The organism is Mesorhizobium waimense (assembly GCF_003601975.1).
Lineage (GTDB): Bacteria > Pseudomonadota > Alphaproteobacteria > Rhizobiales > Rhizobiaceae > Mesorhizobium > Mesorhizobium waimense.
In genome coordinates this window covers 1-17007 of record NZ_QZWZ01000058.1, presented here as the reverse complement: position 1 = coordinate 17007, position 17007 = coordinate 1, and the positions used below count along the sequence as shown (strand labels likewise).

16 protein-coding genes are annotated in these 17007 nt (G+C 62.8%); 13 read left to right on the top strand and 3 right to left on the bottom strand.

Going from position 1 to position 17007, the window contains the following annotated elements:
• Positions 1–6: 6 nt before the first annotated feature.
• From trbE to D3227_RS35400, 8 genes are read left to right on the top strand one after another with little or no spacing between them, the layout of a single operon-like run.
• Positions 7–2460, top strand: a complete 2454-nt coding sequence (trbE, locus tag D3227_RS35435) for a conjugal transfer protein TrbE (RefSeq protein WP_120018770.1) — start codon at positions 7–9, stop codon at positions 2458–2460.
• Entirely contained in the window at positions 2457–3215 is a 759-nt protein-coding gene (gene trbJ / locus D3227_RS35430; protein WP_120018769.1) for a P-type conjugative transfer protein TrbJ, read from the top strand. The genes trbE and trbJ overlap by 4 nt, the downstream gene beginning before the upstream one ends.
• A gap of 10 nt (positions 3216–3225) precedes the next feature.
• The gene (gene trbK-alt, locus D3227_RS35425) at positions 3226–3621 is read left to right on the top strand and encodes a putative entry exclusion protein TrbK-alt (RefSeq protein ID WP_120018768.1); all 396 of its coding nucleotides are present in this window, start codon (positions 3226–3228) and stop codon (positions 3619–3621) included.
• 1 nt (position 3622) lies between these two features.
• Entirely contained in the window at positions 3623–4981 is a 1359-nt protein-coding gene (trbL, locus tag D3227_RS35420; RefSeq protein WP_120018767.1) for a P-type conjugative transfer protein TrbL, read from the top strand.
• Positions 4982–4983: 2 nt separating this feature from the next.
• Positions 4984–5667 carry a conjugal transfer protein TrbF gene (gene trbF / locus D3227_RS35415; RefSeq protein ID WP_120018766.1) on the top strand — a complete coding sequence of 228 codons (684 nt, stop codon included), beginning with the start codon at positions 4984–4986 and terminating at the stop codon, positions 5665–5667.
• Positions 5664–6803 carry a P-type conjugative transfer protein TrbG gene (gene trbG / locus D3227_RS35410; RefSeq protein ID WP_167480997.1) on the top strand — a complete coding sequence of 380 codons (1140 nt, stop codon included), beginning with the start codon at positions 5664–5666 and terminating at the stop codon, positions 6801–6803. Before trbF ends, trbG begins: the two co-directional genes overlap by 4 nt.
• 38 nt (positions 6804–6841) lie before the next feature.
• Positions 6842–8044, top strand: a complete 1203-nt coding sequence (locus D3227_RS35405; RefSeq protein WP_120018787.1) for a TraB/TrbI/VirB10 family type IV secretion system protein — start codon at positions 6842–6844, stop codon at positions 8042–8044.
• Position 8045: 1 nt separating this feature from the next.
• Positions 8046–8270 (top strand): DUF2274 domain-containing protein, encoded by a 225-nt coding sequence (locus D3227_RS35400; RefSeq protein ID WP_120018764.1) that lies wholly within the window; start codon positions 8046–8048, stop codon positions 8268–8270.
• 57 nt (positions 8271–8327) lie between these two features.
• Here D3227_RS35400 and D3227_RS35395 read toward each other — a convergent pair whose 3' ends face one another.
• Both D3227_RS35395 and D3227_RS35390 read right to left on the bottom strand, forming a co-directional pair.
• On the bottom strand, positions 8328–9251 hold the full coding sequence (locus D3227_RS35395) for a LysR family transcriptional regulator (protein ID WP_120018763.1): 924 nt from the start codon (positions 9249–9251) through the stop codon (positions 8328–8330).
• 11 nt (positions 9252–9262) lie between these two features.
• The gene (locus tag D3227_RS35390) at positions 9263–10258 is read right to left on the bottom strand and encodes a class I SAM-dependent methyltransferase (protein ID WP_120018762.1); all 996 of its coding nucleotides are present in this window, start codon (positions 10256–10258) and stop codon (positions 9263–9265) included.
• A 279-nt stretch (positions 10259–10537) separates the two neighbouring features.
• Here D3227_RS35390 and D3227_RS35385 point away from each other — a divergent pair, with 279 nt between their 5' ends.
• The 5 genes from D3227_RS35385 to scpB all read left to right on the top strand — a co-directional run bounded on the left by D3227_RS35385 (position 10538) and on the right by scpB (position 16075).
• On the top strand, positions 10538–11428 hold the full coding sequence (locus D3227_RS35385; RefSeq protein ID WP_120018761.1) for a helix-turn-helix transcriptional regulator: 891 nt from the start codon (positions 10538–10540) through the stop codon (positions 11426–11428).
• A gap of 107 nt (positions 11429–11535) precedes the next feature.
• A complete protein-coding gene (locus D3227_RS35380) occupies positions 11536–12741 on the top strand; it encodes an MFS transporter (RefSeq protein ID WP_120018760.1) in 1206 nt (401 codons plus the stop codon).
• Positions 12742–12886: 145 nt separating this feature from the next.
• On the top strand, positions 12887–14143 hold the full coding sequence (locus D3227_RS35375; protein ID WP_147377773.1) for a hypothetical protein: 1257 nt from the start codon (positions 12887–12889) through the stop codon (positions 14141–14143).
• A gap of 271 nt (positions 14144–14414) precedes the next feature.
• Positions 14415–15371, top strand: coding sequence for a DUF1403 family protein (locus D3227_RS35370; RefSeq protein WP_120018758.1), 957 nt, complete (start codon positions 14415–14417; stop codon positions 15369–15371).
• 50 nt (positions 15372–15421) lie between these two features.
• Positions 15422–16075, top strand: a complete 654-nt coding sequence (scpB, locus tag D3227_RS35365; RefSeq protein ID WP_245452055.1) for an SMC-Scp complex subunit ScpB — start codon at positions 15422–15424, stop codon at positions 16073–16075.
• A 493-nt stretch (positions 16076–16568) separates the two neighbouring features.
• Here scpB and D3227_RS41990 read toward each other — a convergent pair.
• Positions 16569–17007, bottom strand: a 439-nt coding sequence (locus D3227_RS41990; protein WP_167480996.1) for a cell envelope integrity TolA family protein, incomplete at its 5' end; no start/stop codon positions are given.

Here is a 17007-nt window from a genome sequence, read left to right as displayed (position 1 = left end):
GCACCGATGATGAACCTTGCAGAATATCGCAATCGTAGCAGCCGGCTCGCCGACTTCCTGCCCTGGGCGGCATTGGTCGGTGCCGGAATCGTCCTCAACAAGGACGGTAGCTTCCAACGCACCGCGCGTTTTCGCGGTCCCGATCTCGACAGCGCCGTTCCGGCCGAACTGGTCGCCGTCGCCGGCCGGCTCAACAATGCCTTGCGCCGGCTCGGTTCCGGTTGGGCGATCTTCGTGGAGGCGCAGCGCCATGCCTCGACTCGCTATCCCGACAGCCGCTTTCCGGATGCGGCCTCCGCGCTGGTCGATGCGGAGCGAAAGGCGGGCTTCGAGGAGGCCGGCGCTCATTTCGAGTCCAGCTACTTCCTCACACTCGCCTATCTCGCGCCCGCCGAAGACACCGCGCGCGCGGAAAGCTGGCTCTACGAAGGCCGCGAGAAGAAGGGCCTGGACCCCAATGAGGTGCTGACCGGGTTCGCCGATCGCAGCGACCGCGTCCTTCGCCTTGTCGAAGCCTTCATGCCGGAGTGCCGCTGGCTCGATGACGCCGAGACGCTGACTTACCTGCATGGCTGCGTCTCGACCAATCGCCACCGTGTCCGCGTTCCCGAAACGCCGATGTATCTCGATGCCATGCTGGCCGACCAGCCGCTGACCGGCGGGCTTGAGCCCCGCCTTGGCGCATCGCATCTGCGCATCCTCACGGTCACGGGGTTCCCGACCGCGACCACGCCGGGTCTGCTCGACGAACTGAACCGGCTGGCCTTCCCGTATCGCTGGTCGACACGCGCGATCCTCCTCGACAAGACCGATGCGACCAGGCTGCTGACAAAGATCCGGCGTCAGTGGTTCGCCAAGCGCAAATCGGTCGCCGCGATCCTCAAGGAGGTGATGACCAACGAGGCGTCCGTCCTCGTGGACACCGACGCCGCAAACAAGGCCGCCGATGCCGACATGGCGCTGCAGGAACTCGGCGCCGACTATGCCGGCATGGCCTATGTCACCGCGACGGTGACGGTTTGGGACGATGATCCCGGCATCGCCGACGAGAAACTACGCCTGGTCGAAAAGGTCATCCAGGGCCGCGATTTCACGGCGATCATCGAAACCATCAACGCCGTCGACGCCTGGCTCGGCAGTCTGCCGGGCCATGTCTACGCCAACGTCCGCCAGCCCCCCATCTCCACGCTCAATCTCGCCCACATCATTCCGCTTTCGGCGGTGTGGGCGGGCGAGGTGCGGGACGAGCATTTTGCAGCGCCCCCTCTGCTCTTCGGCAAGACCGAAGGCTCGACCCCGTTCCGGCTTTCGCTTCACGTCGGTGATGTCGGCCATACTCTGATCGTCGGCCCGACCGGCGCCGGCAAGTCCGTGCTCTTGGCACTGATGGCGCTGCAGTTCCGCCGCTATGGAGGCTCGCAGGTTTTCGCCTTCGATTTCGGCGGCTCGATCCGCGCCGCGGCACTCGCCATGGGCGGCGACTGGCATGATCTCGGCGGCGATCTCAGCGATGGGGCGATCGACGGCGTCAGCCTTCAGCCGTTCGCCCGCATCCATAAAATCCCTGAGCGGGCCTGGGCCGCCGACTGGATCGTGGCGATCCTGACGCGCGAGAATGTGGCGATCACCCCAGAGGTCAAGGAGCATATCTGGTCGGCGTTGACCTCACTGGCCTCCGCGCCCGTCGAGGAGCGCACGATCACCGGTCTGGTCGTGCTGCTGCAATCAAATGATCTCAAGCAGGCACTGCGTCCCTACTGCCTCGGTGGTCCCTACGGCCGGTTGCTCGATGCCGATCGCGAACATCTCGGATCGGCGTCGGTCCAGGCATTCGAAACCGAAGGACTGATCGGAACGGGTGCTGCGCCCGCCGTCCTGTCCTATCTCTTCCATCGCATCGAAGACCGGCTCGATGGCTCGCCGACCCTTCTCATCATCGACGAAGGCTGGCTTGCGCTGGACGACGAGGGCTTTGCCGGCCAGCTCCGCGAATGGCTGAAGACGCTGCGCAAGAAGAACGCCAGCGTCATCTTCGCCACGCAGTCGCTCAGCGACATCGATGGTTCGGCAATCGCGCCGGCGATCATCGAGAGCTGCCAGACCCGGCTTCTGCTGCCGAACGAGCGCGCCATCGAGCCGCAGATCACGGCGATCTATCGCCGCTTCGGCCTCAACGATCGGCAGATCGAGATCATCGCCCGGGCGATGCCGAAGCGCGATTACTACTGCCAGTCCCGGCGCGGCAACCGGCTGTTCGAGCTCGGTCTGTCGGATGTGGCACTCGCGCTCTGCGCTGTATCCGCAAAGACCGACCAGACCGCGATCGCCCGCATCGTCACCGAGCACGGCCGTGACGGTTTCCTCGCAGCCTGGCTCAACCACCGTGGCGTCGGCTGGGCCGCTGAACTCGTTCCCGTCCTAACCAGCCCCGCCCTCACCAAAAAGGAGAAATCCCCATGAAACTGCGCCGTCCCCTTGGCATGCGGCTCGCTGCCGCTCTGCTTGTCGCTCCCGCCGCGCTCGCACCGATGCTCGCGACGCCGGCACACGCGTTCATCGTGTTCGATCCCTCCAACTATTCGCAAAACGTCCTGACGGCAGCGCGCTCGCTCGAGCAAATCACCAACCAGATCACCTCGCTTCAGAACCAGGCGCAGATGCTCATCAACCAGGCCCGCAATCTCGCAAGCTTGCCATTCTCCTCACTGCAACAGCTCCAGCAGTCGGTGCAACGTACGCAGCAATTGCTCGGTCAAGCGCAGAACGTTGCCTATGACGTCCAGCAGATCGATCAGGCCTTCCAGCAGAAATACGGCAACGTCTCGCTGTCGGCTTCGGATCAGCAACTCGTCGCCGACGCGCGCTCGCGCTGGGGCAACACGGTCGGTGGCCTACAGGATGCCATGCGTGTGCAGGCCGGCGTTGTCGGCAATATCGACACCAATCGCAGTGAGATGTCGGCGCTGGTCGGCCAGAGCCAGGGTGCGACTGGCGCGCTTCAGGCAACACAGGCCGGCAACCAACTTCTCGCGCTTCAGGCGCAGCAGCTTGCCGATCTCACCGCTGTCGTCGCCGCGAACGGTCGGGCGCAGGCGTTGCAATCGGCCGAGCAGGCCACCGCCGCCGACCAGGGCAGGGAGCAGCGCCGCCGCTTCCTGACGCAGGGCTCGGGCTACCAGCCCGGCAGTGCGCAGATGTTCTATGGCAAGAACTGAGGCGTGCGCGATGGATGGCAAATTCCTCGCTCGCATTGGCGCGGTCGTCTTCATCGCGGTTGGTTTGACAGTGACCGCAATCGAGATGAGCAGCACGGACGATGAGCCTGACACCCTTGCGACGCGGGACCGTTCCATCGCGCCACAAGACCCGCTCGCCTCCGAATTGGGCCGCTGTTCCGGGACCGGCGAGGCCGGGCCTCGCGATCCCGGCTGTCTGAAAGCGTGGGCAGAGAGCCGGCGCCGATTTCTCGGTCAACGTGACTCGGTAACCGCGCCTGCGCCGGTAGCGCCGACAACGCAGTTTCCGAATGTGCCGGCGTCAGCCGACCGGAAAGAAGGGGAGCGGATGGATATGACCGCTCCCGCGATGCAGGTCGAGCCGCCCCGGCCGGAGGTTCGCTGACATGGGTGGCATGGGCGTCATCGACCATTTCCTAGAAGTCTTCACGCGCTACATTGACGGCGGCTTTGGCCTGCTCGGCGGCGAGGTCGGCTTCATCGCCACGACCCTGATCGTCATAGACGTGACGTTGGCGGCGCTCTTCTGGTCCTGGGGGGCGGACGACGACATCATGGCGCGCCTCGTCAAGAAGACGCTGTTCGTCGGCGTCTTCGCCTATCTCATCTCAAACTGGAACAATCTCGCCCGCATCGTCTTCGAAAGCTTCGCCGGGCTTGGCCTCAAGGCCTCGGGAACGGGGTTTACCGTCAACGATCTCATGCGCCCGGGCAAGGTGGCGCAGACAGGGCTCGATGCCGGCCGGCCGTTGCTGGACTCGATCTCGAACTTGATGGGCTATTGGTCCTTCTTCGAGAACTTCATCCAGATCGCCTGCATGTTCTTCGCCTGGGCGCTGGTGCTGCTGGCCTTCTTCATCCTGGCGATCCAGCTCTTCGTCACCCTGATCGAGTTCAAGTTGACGACGCTCGCCGGTTTCGTGCTGATACCCTTCGGTCTCTTCGGCAAATCCGCGTTCATGGCCGAGCGCGTGCTCGGCAACGTCATCTCGTCCGGCATCAAGGTGCTGGTGCTCGCCGTCATCATCGGCATCGGCTCGACGCTCTTTTCCGAGTTCACCTCGGGGTTCAGCGGCAACACGCCGTCGATCGACGATGCCATGGCGATCGTGCTGGCCGCGCTGTCACTGCTCGGCCTTGGCATCTTTGGACCGGGCATTGCCAACGGTCTCGTCTCCGGCGGCCCGCAGCTCGGCGCGGGCGCGGCGGTCGGCACCGGGCTCGCCGCCGGCGGTGTGGTCGCGGTGGGCGCTGCGGCCGCCGGCGCCGTCGTGTCCGGCGGCGCGGCTGTCAGCGGCGGTGCTACAGCGGCGGCCCGTGGCGGTGCCGCCACCGCGGGCAGGGCATCCACCGCCTACGGCCTCGGCGCGGCCGGACAGTCAGGCTTTTCCAGCGTTGCATCCGGGCTCGGCGGTGTCGCCAGCGCCGGTGCCCTGGGTGCCATCTCACCGCTCAAGCGCGCGGCCAATAATGCGGCAGGCAGCATGAAGCACAGCTACCAGTCCGGCGCTCGCGCTGCCTTCGAGACGACGGGCGGGTCATTCACCGCTGGCACAATCGGCGCGAACGCTGCTGAAGCCGGCTCCGCTCCCGTCGCGTCCTCCGCAACCGAAAGTCAGCCCGCCTGGGCGAAGCGCATGAAGCGCTCGCAGATGGCCCATGGCGTCCAGGCCGCCGCTCACGCTGTTCGCAGTGGCGACAGCCATGGCGGCGGCTCCTCGATCAACCTCTCTGAAAGTGACTGAGCATGTTCAAGCGACCGTCCACGCACTACGGCAGATCCCCACAACCTGAAACGCCCTACCAGCGCGCTGCCCAGGTCTGGGACGAGCGCATCGGTTCCGCGCGCGTGCAGGCGCGCAACTGGCGTTACATGGCCTTCGGTTCCCTGGCGCTCGCCGCGGGCTTCTCCGCCGCACTCGTGTGGCAATCCGCCAACGGCTCGATCGTGCCCTGGGTGGTGCAGGTCGATCGTCTCGGCCAGGCGCAGGCTGTGGGACCCGCGGTCGCCGACTATCAGCCGAACGACCCGCAGATCGCCTTCTACCTGGCGCACTTCATCGAACAGGTGAGGTCGATCCCCGCCGATCCGGTCATCGTGCGGCAGAACTGGCTGCGCGCCTATGACTTCGCGACGCAAGGCGGGGCGCTGGCTCTCAACGATTATGCGCGTGCCAATGACCCGTTCACCAAGGTCGGCAAGCAGCAGGTCGCCGTCGACGTGTCGTCGGTCATCCGCGCATCGCCGGTGAGCTTCCGCATCGCCTGGGTCGAACGCCGCTATCAGGACGGCTCACTCGCCTCCACGGAGCGCTGGTCCGCCATTCTCACCATTGTCGTGCAGCCCCCGCGTGACGCCGACACGCTGAGGAAGAACCCGCTCGGCATCTACATCAACGCCATCAACTGGTCGAAGGAGCTTGGACAATGACGCCCGCACTCTGCAATACCGCCCCCTGGGGGCGTCCGGCCTTCGTTATTTACGCAATGCCGGCGTTCCGTAAGACAGGCTTTCCAGCACTCCTGCTTTTGACCTCAGCGCTTGCGGGCTGTGCCACCAAGCATAAGCCGCCGGAGATTTCCTATGACGATCCGATCCCGGCCGTGCAGGCGGTCGATCCGCTCCCGCCCGTCAAGGTGGTAGAGCTGTCTAAGCCGCTGCCGCTTCCCGGCCAGTTGAAGCCGATCGGCAAGGAGGCAAAGCCCGAACCGGAACCGACCGATCCGGCCGCGCGCGTGAATCTGGCCAATGCGGCCGCGCGCGTCCAGCCTGTCCGCAACGGGTTCATCAACTCGATGCAGGTCTATCCGTTCGTCGATGGCGCGCTCTATCAGGTCTATGCCTCGCCGGGGCAGATCACCGACATCGCGCTCCAGCCCGGCGAGCAGCTCGTCGGCTCTGGTCCCGTCGCCGCCGGTGACACCGTGCGCTGGATCATCGGCGATACCGAGAGCGGTACGGGCGGCGCCAAGCAAGTCCACATCCTCGTCAAGCCGACGCGCGCCGACCTTCTCACCAATCTCGTCATCAACACCGATCGGCGCACCTATCACATGGAACTGCGCTCGACGCCGTCGACCTATATGGCTTCGGTCTCCTGGCAATACCCGCAGGACCAACTCATCGCCTTGCGCCGTCAGAACCAGCAGGCTGAGGCGGCACAGCCGGTCTCGACGGGAATCGACCTCGCTCGTGTCAATTTCCGTTACGAGGTGACGGGCGATCGTGCACCGTGGCGGCCGTTGCGCGCCTTCGACGATGGCAAGCAGGTATTCATCGAGTTCCCGCGAGGCATCGGCCAGGGCGAGATGCCGCCACTCTTCGTGGTCGGGCCGGAGGGCGACACGTCCGAGCTGGTGAACTATCGCGTGCGCGGCAACTACATGATCGTCGACCGGCTGTTTGCCGCCGCCGAGTTGCGCTTCGGCGCCGGCAAGAACCAGCAGCGCGTGCGTGTCTCCCGCACCGATGGGGTGAAGAGCAGTCCATTGTCATGGATGCGAGGCCCTGGTGAGGCTTCGCAAGCGACGAACCTCCGAACAGACAGCGGAGGGTCGGCATCGTGAGCAACACGTTCGATTCCGGGAAGGAAGAGGGCCCGGGGCTGGTGGAGGACGCGTGGCCGGAGGCACCGACCGATGATGCTTCCCGGCCGTCGACAGGCGAGCCGGCCGCGACCATGCGGCTGCGCGCGGAGCCGCCGCGCGTGACGCGTCTGTCCCGCAAGGCGCTGACCGGATTGGGGCTCGCCGCAAGCCTCACTGTCGGCGGGGCGCTGATTTATGCGCTGCAGAACCGTCAGCAAGGCCAGGGTCAGGAGCTCTATTCAACCGACAATCGCTCGACCCCCGATGGGCTCGCCGGCCTGCCAAAGGACTATGCCGGCGTTCCAAAACTTGGCCTGCCGCTTCCAGGCGATCTCGGCCGCCCGATCCTCGCCGCACAGAATGGCGGCACCGCGCCATCGACAGCTCCCATCGGACCGGACCAGGAGGAGCAGCGCCGGGAACAGGAACTGGAAGCAGCGAGGACCGCGCGCCTGTTCGCGTCAACGCAAACGCGGCCCGCAAGTGACGCGACTGTCGCTCGGGCCACGACAGACACCATGCCACAGCCCAATCTCGCCAGCCTAGGCCTCGCGCCGCAGCCAGCGACGCCCTCCGCGCAGGATCGCCAACTCGCATTCCTCGATCAGCCACCGGACAAGCGCACTGTCTCGCCCGATCGCGTCGCGGCGCCGGCGTCGAAGAACGTCCTCCAGGCGGGCGCCGTCATCGCCGCCGCTCTCATCACCGGCATTCGCTCCGACCTGCCAGGTCAGATTACCGCGCAGGTCACGGAGAATGTCTATGACAGCCCCACCGGACACATCCTTCTCATTCCGCAGGGCACGCGCCTCATCGGCCAGTATGACAATGGTGTCGGCTTCGGCCAGCGTCGCGTGTTGCTGGTCTGGACCAGGCTGATTTTTCCTGACGGCCGCTCCATCGTTCTGGAACGTGAGCCCGGCGCGGACGCCGAGGGCTATGCTGGCCTCGAGGACGGCGTCGACTATCACTGGGGCGAGCTTTTCAAGGCTGCAGCACTTTCCACGGTTCTGAGCATCGGCGCGCAAGCAGGCTCATCGGGCCAGGAGAGCGACATCATGCGCGCTTTGCGCCAGGGTGCCTCGGACAGCATCAGCCAGACCGGCCAGCAGATCGTCCAGCGGCAGCTCAACATAGCGCCGACGCTCACCATCCGACCGGGATTCCCGGTACGCGTCATCGTCACGCACGATCTCGTGCTCGAACCTTACGGAGGCTGAAATGGCCAAGCTGAAACTGGGGCCGATCGCCGACGACAAACCTGTCAAGGTCATGGTGGAGCTACCCGCGGCATTGCATCGTGACCTGACCGCTTATGCCGAGATCCTTGCCCGCGACGCGGGGCAACGGCCAGCCGATGCGCCGCGCCTCATCGTTGCGATGTTGGAGCGGTTCATTGCGACGGATCGAGGCTTTGCCAGCGCAAAGCGTTCGGAGGGAGGCTAAGGGGCGGACGGCCGGAGTCGAACCGCGTCAGTCGCGCCTCCCAGTCATGGCGTGACGTCAGGTTTCGCGCTTGACGGGAGTAGGCCAGGGTCGCGTTGCGGCCACCAGGTTGCTTGCGGTCCCAACCAGCCGTAGAAGCGCACGCTTTGGGTTCGATTCCAGCCACACCGCCTTAATCGAACTGATGCTGTTCTGACCGTCGATGGGTTTCCACACTGTAGCGTCGATGGCGACGGTCCTTGCAAAACCTTCGCCCGCCAGGGTTACGCCTTGACCGAGTTGCACCTTGAGGATGACCGTCGCTTCGCTCGCGCGACATATTTGAATAGAGGGGCCACTATCTGCGGCAATCTTTTCCAGCAAAACAGGATCCTGCGGCGATCCGACCGAAACCAGCAGACAAGTATCTGCAAGATCCCTCCATCTGATTGCCGGCCTTTCAGCGAGCGGATGGTCACCCGGCAAGAGAACGAACAAGCGCTCGTGCCCAAATGTTTCGCTACGGCATAAGGCTCCGTTCTCGAGCCCGTGCGTGAAGACGATGTCAAGGCGCCGGCGACGTATTGCCGCCAGACACTGTTCATGGGGAACGTCCTCGATGGCGATGCTCCCGTCCGGATGTAAGCTGCGATATCGATCGACAAGCCGCGCCACGAACGCCCGACCTATCTGGCCGCACAACCCTATCTTGACTGTTTTGGTATCCTGGTCGCCGCGACCACCTCCGGCGAGGGCATCGTGCAAGCCTTCATAATGAGCCCGGACGAGGTCAGTCCAGGCCCGGCCTGCTTCGGTCAGCCGAACACCATGGACGTCACGATCAAACAACTGCATGTCCAGCAATTGTTCGAGAGCAACGATGTTGCGGCTGACACAGGATTCCCTCACCCTGAGAACTCTTGCGGCCTGCCTGAGGCTACCATGGTCGACAGCTGCGAAGACATGGTCCAAACGGCGCAACGTGTTGTTGACCTGTCTCAAGGCTCAGGAGCCTATTCCTGCGCGGCGGCGACGCTAACCGGCAGGGTCGGATACAAGCTGGTTTCGTAGACGTACTCGTGCGGAATGGCTGGAGTGGCCATCTGGGAAACGTACCGGTTTAGGTTTTCTTCGCTATTGCTCGCCGCGAGGCTGCAGAAATTTCCGCTGTTCCACGTCAGGGCGCAGTATCTGAAATGCACGTGTATTGCGTCGGCCATCTCTGCCAAAGTCACCTCATTGCCGAACATCGTATTCAGAACGAGGGTTTGCTTCTTCTCGATTTCGTCCGGGGGAAAATAGCGCGCCTTAAAGCCGAAATCCTTCTGGTATTCGCGACGCCTGTAGTCCGTCTCGTCGGTTGCCCGAAACTTCTCGACGAAGACGAAGATCCCGTCAGCCTTGAGGTGCTGGGTCACGAACTCGATCTGTCCCGATCTGTTCGGCGAGTACATCTGAAAGGTCGTATCTTCCAGAATGATATCGAAACCGTGGGCGAAATTTGCCAGTCGCGGATCTGAACCCAGGACGTCCTTCGTCAAATGATGGAAGGGGCCGATGAAGAAGTCGGCGTGCGGCGGCTCGCCATAAGCCATGAAGCATTTGTAATTCTCAGCGTTCGGGCTGCACGACAGTGTGCGTATTTGTCCGTCGGACAGTTCGGACAGTGTTCTCGCCATCGTGCCTTCCGCTGTTCCGAGGCTGTATAGCGAAAGCGGAGCGCCACGGTGCCGTGCATATTTCAGAACTGCGTAGGCCATCCGGCATTCTTCCTCTAATCTGTAGGGAATGCTGCCGTGATAGTGCTGGTCGAAAAAACCTTGTCGTGCCGCATGCAGGCTTATCAGGTCGCGCAGCAGTTCATCACGCGGCAGAAGGCGCGTATCGGCGACGGGCTTGCGGATAGGCATCCCGCTCTTTCCGGCCGCGGTCGCCGCGAAAAAGCCGGCGAGTCCGTTGATCCGGGGGCCATGGTCGCACTCAGCCAGAAAGTCGTCGAGTCCACGCATCGCAGTATGCCTCCAACACCGTTCCTGTGGTGAGATGCCGATACGTCGATGGGGGGAAATTCCACTAAGATAAGTGTGGTCTAATATTTCACCTGGCTCAAGTATTGGCTGAGCCATCTGGTAGGCCTGCCGGATACAGGCGGCTTTCACTCGATTGCCATTTTTTCGCTAAAGTCACATCTTCTACCAATCCAGAGTTATTTGCGTGTTGTTCAGCAACCCATGGTTCTCCACATCACGCAACGACTGGCCACTCGCCAGTAAGGAGGCTGTGGATACGTGAATACTCTTGCCCTCGACCCGACCGAGAATCGCCGTTCACGGCACCAATCGCTTGCCCACAAATATGAGAGTTGGGGGAGCGTAAGGGCGGACGTAATCAAAAGAACCGGGCTTGAGCGCCAGGAGACAAGAATCCTCCAGCCAAACCATGTGTTCTTGATGAACCTGAAGGGCACGGCGTGCCGCGGAGAAGACATTGTAGATGGGCGCCGGATTGCCTTTTTGCCGCGCCGGGCCGGTTCGATCATCTTCATGCCCGCCGGCAGTGATTGGAATGGATGGGACGAGGGCGACGCGACCGCCTCCTACCTCCTGGTCTCGATTGAAAAAGGGTTCGCCGATGATGTGTTTGCGGGAATGGCGCGCCATCGCCCGGCGGTGCTGCCGCCTTCGATCGGATTTCGGGATGGCACTGTAGAGTTGGCGTTGCAGAGGATTGCCTTGGAGCTCAAGCAGCCTGATCCAATCAGCGCAAGGATGGTGGAGAGCCAGGCCACGCAATTGCTGGTGCAAATGTTCAGGTTGAACGGCATGCGGCAGGAACCGGTAAAAGGCGGTTTGTCGTCGTTCGATCTCAAACGCGCGGTGGGAATGATCGAGGCGTTGTTGTCGGAAGGCAGACCTTCGCTCACCGATTTGGCAAAAGAGATTGGGGTTAGCCGGTTCCATTTCTGGAGGGCCTTCAAGCAGTCGACAGGCATGACGCCGCACGCATTCATTGCGCAGCGCCGACTGGAGCAATCCGCGGACATGCTGCGAACGACCAATTTGTCGGCGACGGAAATCGCGATGGAATGTGGTTTCGGCAGTTCGAGCCATTTCACGACCGCCTTTAAGCGGGCCTTCGGCGCGGCCCCCACGGAATTTCGTCGTAAGTGCCGAATCTAGGTCGCCGCTTGTCGGTTCTCAGCAAGTATCCGAAAACCCCAACATCACAGTAAAGCAGGCTTGGCGGAAGAAGGTATCCATCGGCGGTCAGCCCGGATACGCCGCTCATGTCAAACCTGGTTCAAATTCATCATGGCAAAGGACGGGCCGACCGGTCCAATCCCTGCCCAGGATTCCTGGCCAGCACGCTATCGGCGGCTGTTGCCCGAAACGGCTACTACATCGCATCCGCCTGGATTCTCGTCGAGCGAGGGTACGGAACTGCCGGCGTGGCGACGTTCCTTGCGATCGCAAGTATTGTCGAATTCATCGCGAGCCCTTTGGCCGGCGTAGCGGCGGATCGATTTGACAGGCGGCGCTTGAACGTTGCGGCAGACCTCAGCCGCTTCGTCGTTATGCTGGCTACCGCTTGCGCGCTTCTCTACATGGACGTGTTTCTGATTATCTGTCTGTCAGCGGCCCTCTTTTCGTTTTGCGACCGTGTCGCGCTTACCAGCTCTCAATCAATGATCCCCGTGATAGCTGGCGGCCGCGATCTTGTAACCTCGAATTCCGCCGTCTTCTTCGTCATGCAGTTAGGCAATCTCGGCGCAGCTCTGCTTGCAGGGCCTTTGCTGCATGAACGCTCCCCAGCCCTGCCATTCACCGTTCTTGCTGCCTTCTTCATGTTTTCAGCAGGCTGCCTTGCCCTGATGCGGTGGCAATCGGTTTCGCGCGATGTCCGCATCCCCAAAATCTCTGCAGCGCAAATCGATCCGAGCCTGCGTCGTCTCATTGTCGTCTACGCGCTTCTCTATACAAGCGCGGTGCTTGTCAGCGTCATGGGATCGAGCTTCGTCTTCCAGGAGCAGAAAGGTACTGCCGTGGATTTCGGCTACCTCGAGGCTGCATGGTCGGTGGGCTCACTGATCGGCGCGGTCTCTCTATTCCGAATTGAAGGAGCGATGAGTACCCATGCGCGGCATCTCATGCTTTTGGGCTTAGCGGCGCTGGTACTCATGGCGCTGGCATCTCTGCGCACGCCCTGGACAGTGATGCTTTTTGCGGCGCTCGGATTTCTATACAATCTTGGACGCGTCAGCGTTGAAGTCACACTGCAGTCGCGTGTATCCGTTTATCTGTTGGGCCGGGCAAAAGGCATTATGCATAGTGTGGCCGTGGTGCTCGGATTACTCGTCTTCGGCATCGCCGCCGCAGTAGGAGATCGAGCATTTCCTTCGACGATTTTCTTTAGTTTCGGAGTGGTGCTCCTCGTCAGTATTTCGTGCTTGAGCGTCGGTGCCGGTCAGGCGGAAGAAAAGGGTGAATCGTGAGGTGGAAGAGCTAGCAGCAGGTGCAGATGCGAAACGGGCAATCCTGGGGTCGCTGACGGCACTCTACCCCTGGATGAGCCCATATCATTCCCGGCCGACACGCGAATATGCGTCTCGCCTGTTCGAGGCGCCAGCATCCAGGTACATGCCAGAAATCCGGCTTCGAGCCTTCAGCAAACTAATCGACATCATCAGGAAGGCAGCGACACGAAACGGGTTATCGACCGATGCCGCCTCGGAAATCTGCAGGGATTTCGAAAGGCGCCGGGTGTTGCAGACAGGCCCTCATTTGCTCCTCCTCATGGAGCCAGAAGCCTATTACACGCACATCTTCAGCCTCCTTGGTCTCTCGGCGCATGGCTGTTCGACCTATCTTTCCTATGCCGTTTCGACGGTAAATCTCGTTGAAAAACCACGCAAGGGACCAGGCTGGCTCACCGTTGACGGGAAGCCGGTCAACGTCTTCGGCCTCAGCCGAAGCCGGATGATCGGATACAGCCTGCTAGCCGGGCCGGGACCCTATAGGTTCGAGTTGTTACCGACGGAGCCAAACACTGGGGGAGACACGCTCACGCTGCTTCGTAGCCTTCTGCCGAAGACGCAATTCGAGCGGCCCGCGCACGCCATCAAGGCGGCCAATCTAGTTCTTTGGCCAAAAATGTTCGGAGGCCGCTTTGCTTTCCTGCAGATCGACGACGAGGATATTGCCGATCTGGTGGCGGACCATCTGTCGGACGAAAATTCCTGGCTACGCATGAAACTGCTGGAAGACCCGAAGTTCGCTTCCAATATCCTTGCCGGCCTCGATGGGCTGGCGTCCGGCCCCTGGAGTGGCTGGCTCCCGCGCGGTACTGATTTCTTCTGGTTCTATGAGAATGGCAAGCGCCTGCCGCTACGGCTCGCCGAAGGAGAACTCGTCCATCCAGCGACCGGGATGAAGGTCGCCCGCTTTACGGCCCCCGATATCCTTGAGCGGCTGGCAAACCGCAGCCTCATTCCGAATCTCCTCCTCGTATTTCTGGTTTTGTCCATTCTGCCCGGCGTTCGCGTGCTCGGAGGCAGTCATCAACCGGTATACTATCCCTTGATGCGCTATGTTGTCCGCCGGGCGCTTGAGGTTGCGGGCGCGGATGCGGATCTTCTGCAGGCTCTCGCAACGGACGACGTGCCGGGAGCTTGGGGACATCGGGTAATTGAGTGCGATGATGATCCGTTCGAGCTATACCTAAATGGCAGGAACGGCGGGATGAGTGATCTTATCGACCGTTTGGGCGACATTTCTTTCGCCGAGGCCTGCGGAAGTATGAATGGCTTCGTAACAGACCCGTCGTGGCATGAACTTCACAGCCGGCTGCGGCAGGGGTTGGTCACGCCGGCCGATGCGGAATGGGCCTTTTCCTGAAATGTTTTATGCAATCTAGCAGCTGGCATGTGCCGGATTGCGGATGGCTGCTTCGCGCCTCATCTCGCCAAAGAGTCAATCCAGAACCCGCACCAAAAGTAGACGCTGCGACAGTAGAGCCAGCAGAGAGCCGGACGGAAACGATGGCGGGCTGGCATGATTAAACGACTGATAATGCAACATTATCGTTCATTATAACGCGCCGACAGGCTGTGCGTTTTGTGCCGAAATTGATGGCGGAAAGCGCACGCGCGCTTTACGCTCCAAAACCATGATTCGCCTCGATCCCACCACCGCCAGCCCCGCCGCGCCGCCGACCGTTCCGGCCTGGGCGCTCGCCGCCGGCGGCGCGTCCAGCGAAGCCGACGCCGCCTACCAGGCCGGCGCCGCCCTGGGCGCGCTCGACACGCCTGCCCGCGCGCAACCCAGCTGGGCCGGCGCCTGGCGCCAGCGGCTGGCGCTGAACGGCGCCGCCGCCAGCATGCGGCTCGCCGGCCGCGCCGAGGACGCAGCCGGTTTGCGCGACGCCTGGCAGCTTTGCCCGGCCGGCGCCGACCCCGGTCCCGCCGGCGCCATTTTTTCCGCCTGGCGGCAGCTGGCTCTGCAGCCGCCCGTCGCCAGCGCCGAACGTCTGGCGAAGGTGGTCGAACTGCTCGGACTGGCCTGGGACCATAAAGCTCTCGCCGATCTGTGCGCGGCGATCGACGATCAGGTCCGCAGCGGCCGGCCGGCGCCGTTCGCCGCCGCCGCAATCGCCGCCCGCGTCGTCGCGGTGCGGCCCGATGCCGAGCTTTTTGCCTGGTGGCTTGCCGACCTGGTGCTGGCGCAAAGCCTGCGCTGGCCGCTGCCGCTTCCGCTCTTGATGGCCCAGGCCTATGGACCGTCCTTCCGTGCCGAGGCCGGTGGCGGCAAGCGCATCCGACCCGGGGACAAAAGTTTCGAGCGCGCGGTTTGCGTCGCGTTGGTGCATGCGGCGGCAGAAGCCTGCCGGCTCGCCGGCGAGCTGTCGCGCCGCGCCGAAAAACTCCTGGCGGTGGTGCCAAAACTGCGCGCCAAGGGCGCCGACGACGTGATTTTTTTGCTCCTGAATGAAGATGCCGTCGCCGGATCGCTCGTGACAAAAAACCTGTCGCGTTTTGCGGCGCGCCGTCTGTTCGAGCGGCTGCAACAGCTCGAGGCCGTGCGCGAGCTGTCTGGCCGTTCCTCTTTCCGGCTGTTTGGACTTTAGCGATGGCGGAGACAGCGAGCGACGAAAGGGCGAAAAAAAATGTCCAGCGAATGCCGGTCGACGCCGAGCTGGAGCACCTGCCGCCGGAACTGCGCTGGCGCGAGTGGATGGGTCGCGTCGAAGCGGTGATCTTTGCTGCCAGCGAACCGGTGACACGTAGTGTCCTTGCGCGCGTGGTGGGAAGAAACTGCAATCTCGAGCTGATCATCGACGACATCCGCGCCGAGCTCGCCGGCCGCCCCTATGAGCTGGTCGCGGTCGCCGGCGGCTGGCAACACCGGACGAAAAAAGCCTTCGCCGACGTCATCCGCTCCGCCTTCGGCACGGCCGCGGGGCAGGGTACAAAAGACCTGTCGCAGGCGGAGGCGCTCGTCTTGATGTGCATTGTCTATTTCCAGCCGATCACCCGTAGCGAGCTGTCTTCCTTCTTCGGCAAGGAGGTCTCGCGCGATCTAATCGGCGTGCTGCGCGCGCAGGACCTGATTGCCTCGGGGCCGCGCAGCCCCCAGCCGGGCGCGCCGTACACCTACGTGACGACGAAAACCTTTCTGTCGCAGTTCGGGCTCGACACGCTGCGCCAGCTGCCGGATTTCGAGGCACTCGAGGACGCGGGGCTGCTGTCGAAGGAGAAGCTGCTGGCCGGCGACATCATGCCCGATTTTTCAAATGGCGATCAGGATGACGTTTCAGGGCCCGACATGTGACGCAGGCCTGATGGCAAACGACCCCAATCCGGTCGACATCGAACAGCGTGAAGGCCGCGTCCATCGCTTCAAAAACCACGCTGTGCGCCGCAATGTCGCTGCAGAGTTCGGCCGTTTTGCACTGGAAGGCGAAGATGGAGTGCCGCCTTGGGGACGCGCTGGCCCACAAAGCTTCGGCAGCGACGAAGGAACCTCAGCCGACAGGTGGGTGAGGAGGTATCGGCCGACCAGCCGGTCTTAGGCGCGATGTGGCGGAGTATTCACGGAGGTCCTCGACGGAAACGCAAAGCTCGAACGGCAGTCCGAGTTCGGGACACATATGTCAGCTGCGATCAGAAGGATCGCCTTCTCGCGCATGGAAAGCGCTGGTCGCTGCAGATGGCCAGATGGCCTTGAACTATTGGTCCGGCAAACAGACCGGCAGTCTCTCGACGTACCTAGGCCCGTCAGCGGGCACCGCGGTGAAACAATCGCGGTGCCCTAGCCCACTTAACTAGCAGTTCGCCCCAGTCTGCGGATCGCACGCCTTGTTTTCTTTCTTCTGTGGCTTGGGCTTTGCCGCCTGCTCGGGCTCTTGCTGCTGCTCGGCGGCGGGCTGCTGTTTGGCCTTCGGTTTCTGAGGCTTTGCCGCCTGCTCGGGCTCGGCCTGCTGCTGCTCGGCGGCTGGCTGCTCCTTGGCCTTTTTCTGAGGCTTGGCCGCCTGCTCGGGCTCGGCCTGCTGCTGCTCGGCGGCTGGCTGCTCCTTGGCCTTTTTCTGAGGCTTGGCCGCCTGCTCGGGCTCGGCCTGCTGCTGCTCGGCGGCGGGCTGCTTCTTGGCCTTTTTCTGAGGCTTGGCCGCCTGCTCGGGCTCGGCCTGCTGCTGCTCGGCGGCGGGCTGCTCCTTGGCCTTTTTCTGAGGCTTGGCCGCCTGCTCGGGCTCGGCCTGCTGCTGC

Coding starts and splice junctions, on each gene's coding strand:
- trbE (WP_120018770.1), top strand. CDS start 7: ATGATGAACCTTGCAGAATATCGCAATCGTAGCAGCCGGCTCGCCGAC.
- trbJ (WP_120018769.1), top strand. CDS start 2,457: ATGAAACTGCGCCGTCCCCTTGGCATGCGGCTCGCTGCCGCTCTGCTT.
- trbK-alt (WP_120018768.1), top strand. CDS start 3,226: ATGGATGGCAAATTCCTCGCTCGCATTGGCGCGGTCGTCTTCATCGCG.
- trbL (WP_120018767.1), top strand. CDS start 3,623: ATGGGTGGCATGGGCGTCATCGACCATTTCCTAGAAGTCTTCACGCGC.
- trbF (WP_120018766.1), top strand. CDS start 4,984: ATGTTCAAGCGACCGTCCACGCACTACGGCAGATCCCCACAACCTGAA.
- trbG (WP_167480997.1), top strand. CDS start 5,664: ATGACGCCCGCACTCTGCAATACCGCCCCCTGGGGGCGTCCGGCCTTC.
- D3227_RS35400 (WP_120018764.1), top strand. CDS start 8,046: ATGGCCAAGCTGAAACTGGGGCCGATCGCCGACGACAAACCTGTCAAG.
- D3227_RS35390 (WP_120018762.1), bottom strand. CDS start 10,258: ATGCGTGGACTCGACGACTTTCTGGCTGAGTGCGACCATGGCCCCCGG.
- D3227_RS35380 (WP_120018760.1), top strand. CDS start 11,536: ATGTCAAACCTGGTTCAAATTCATCATGGCAAAGGACGGGCCGACCGG.
- D3227_RS35375 (WP_147377773.1), top strand. CDS start 12,887: ATGCCAGAAATCCGGCTTCGAGCCTTCAGCAAACTAATCGACATCATC.
- D3227_RS35370 (WP_120018758.1), top strand. CDS start 14,415: ATGATTCGCCTCGATCCCACCACCGCCAGCCCCGCCGCGCCGCCGACC.
- scpB (WP_245452055.1), top strand. CDS start 15,422: ATGCCGGTCGACGCCGAGCTGGAGCACCTGCCGCCGGAACTGCGCTGG.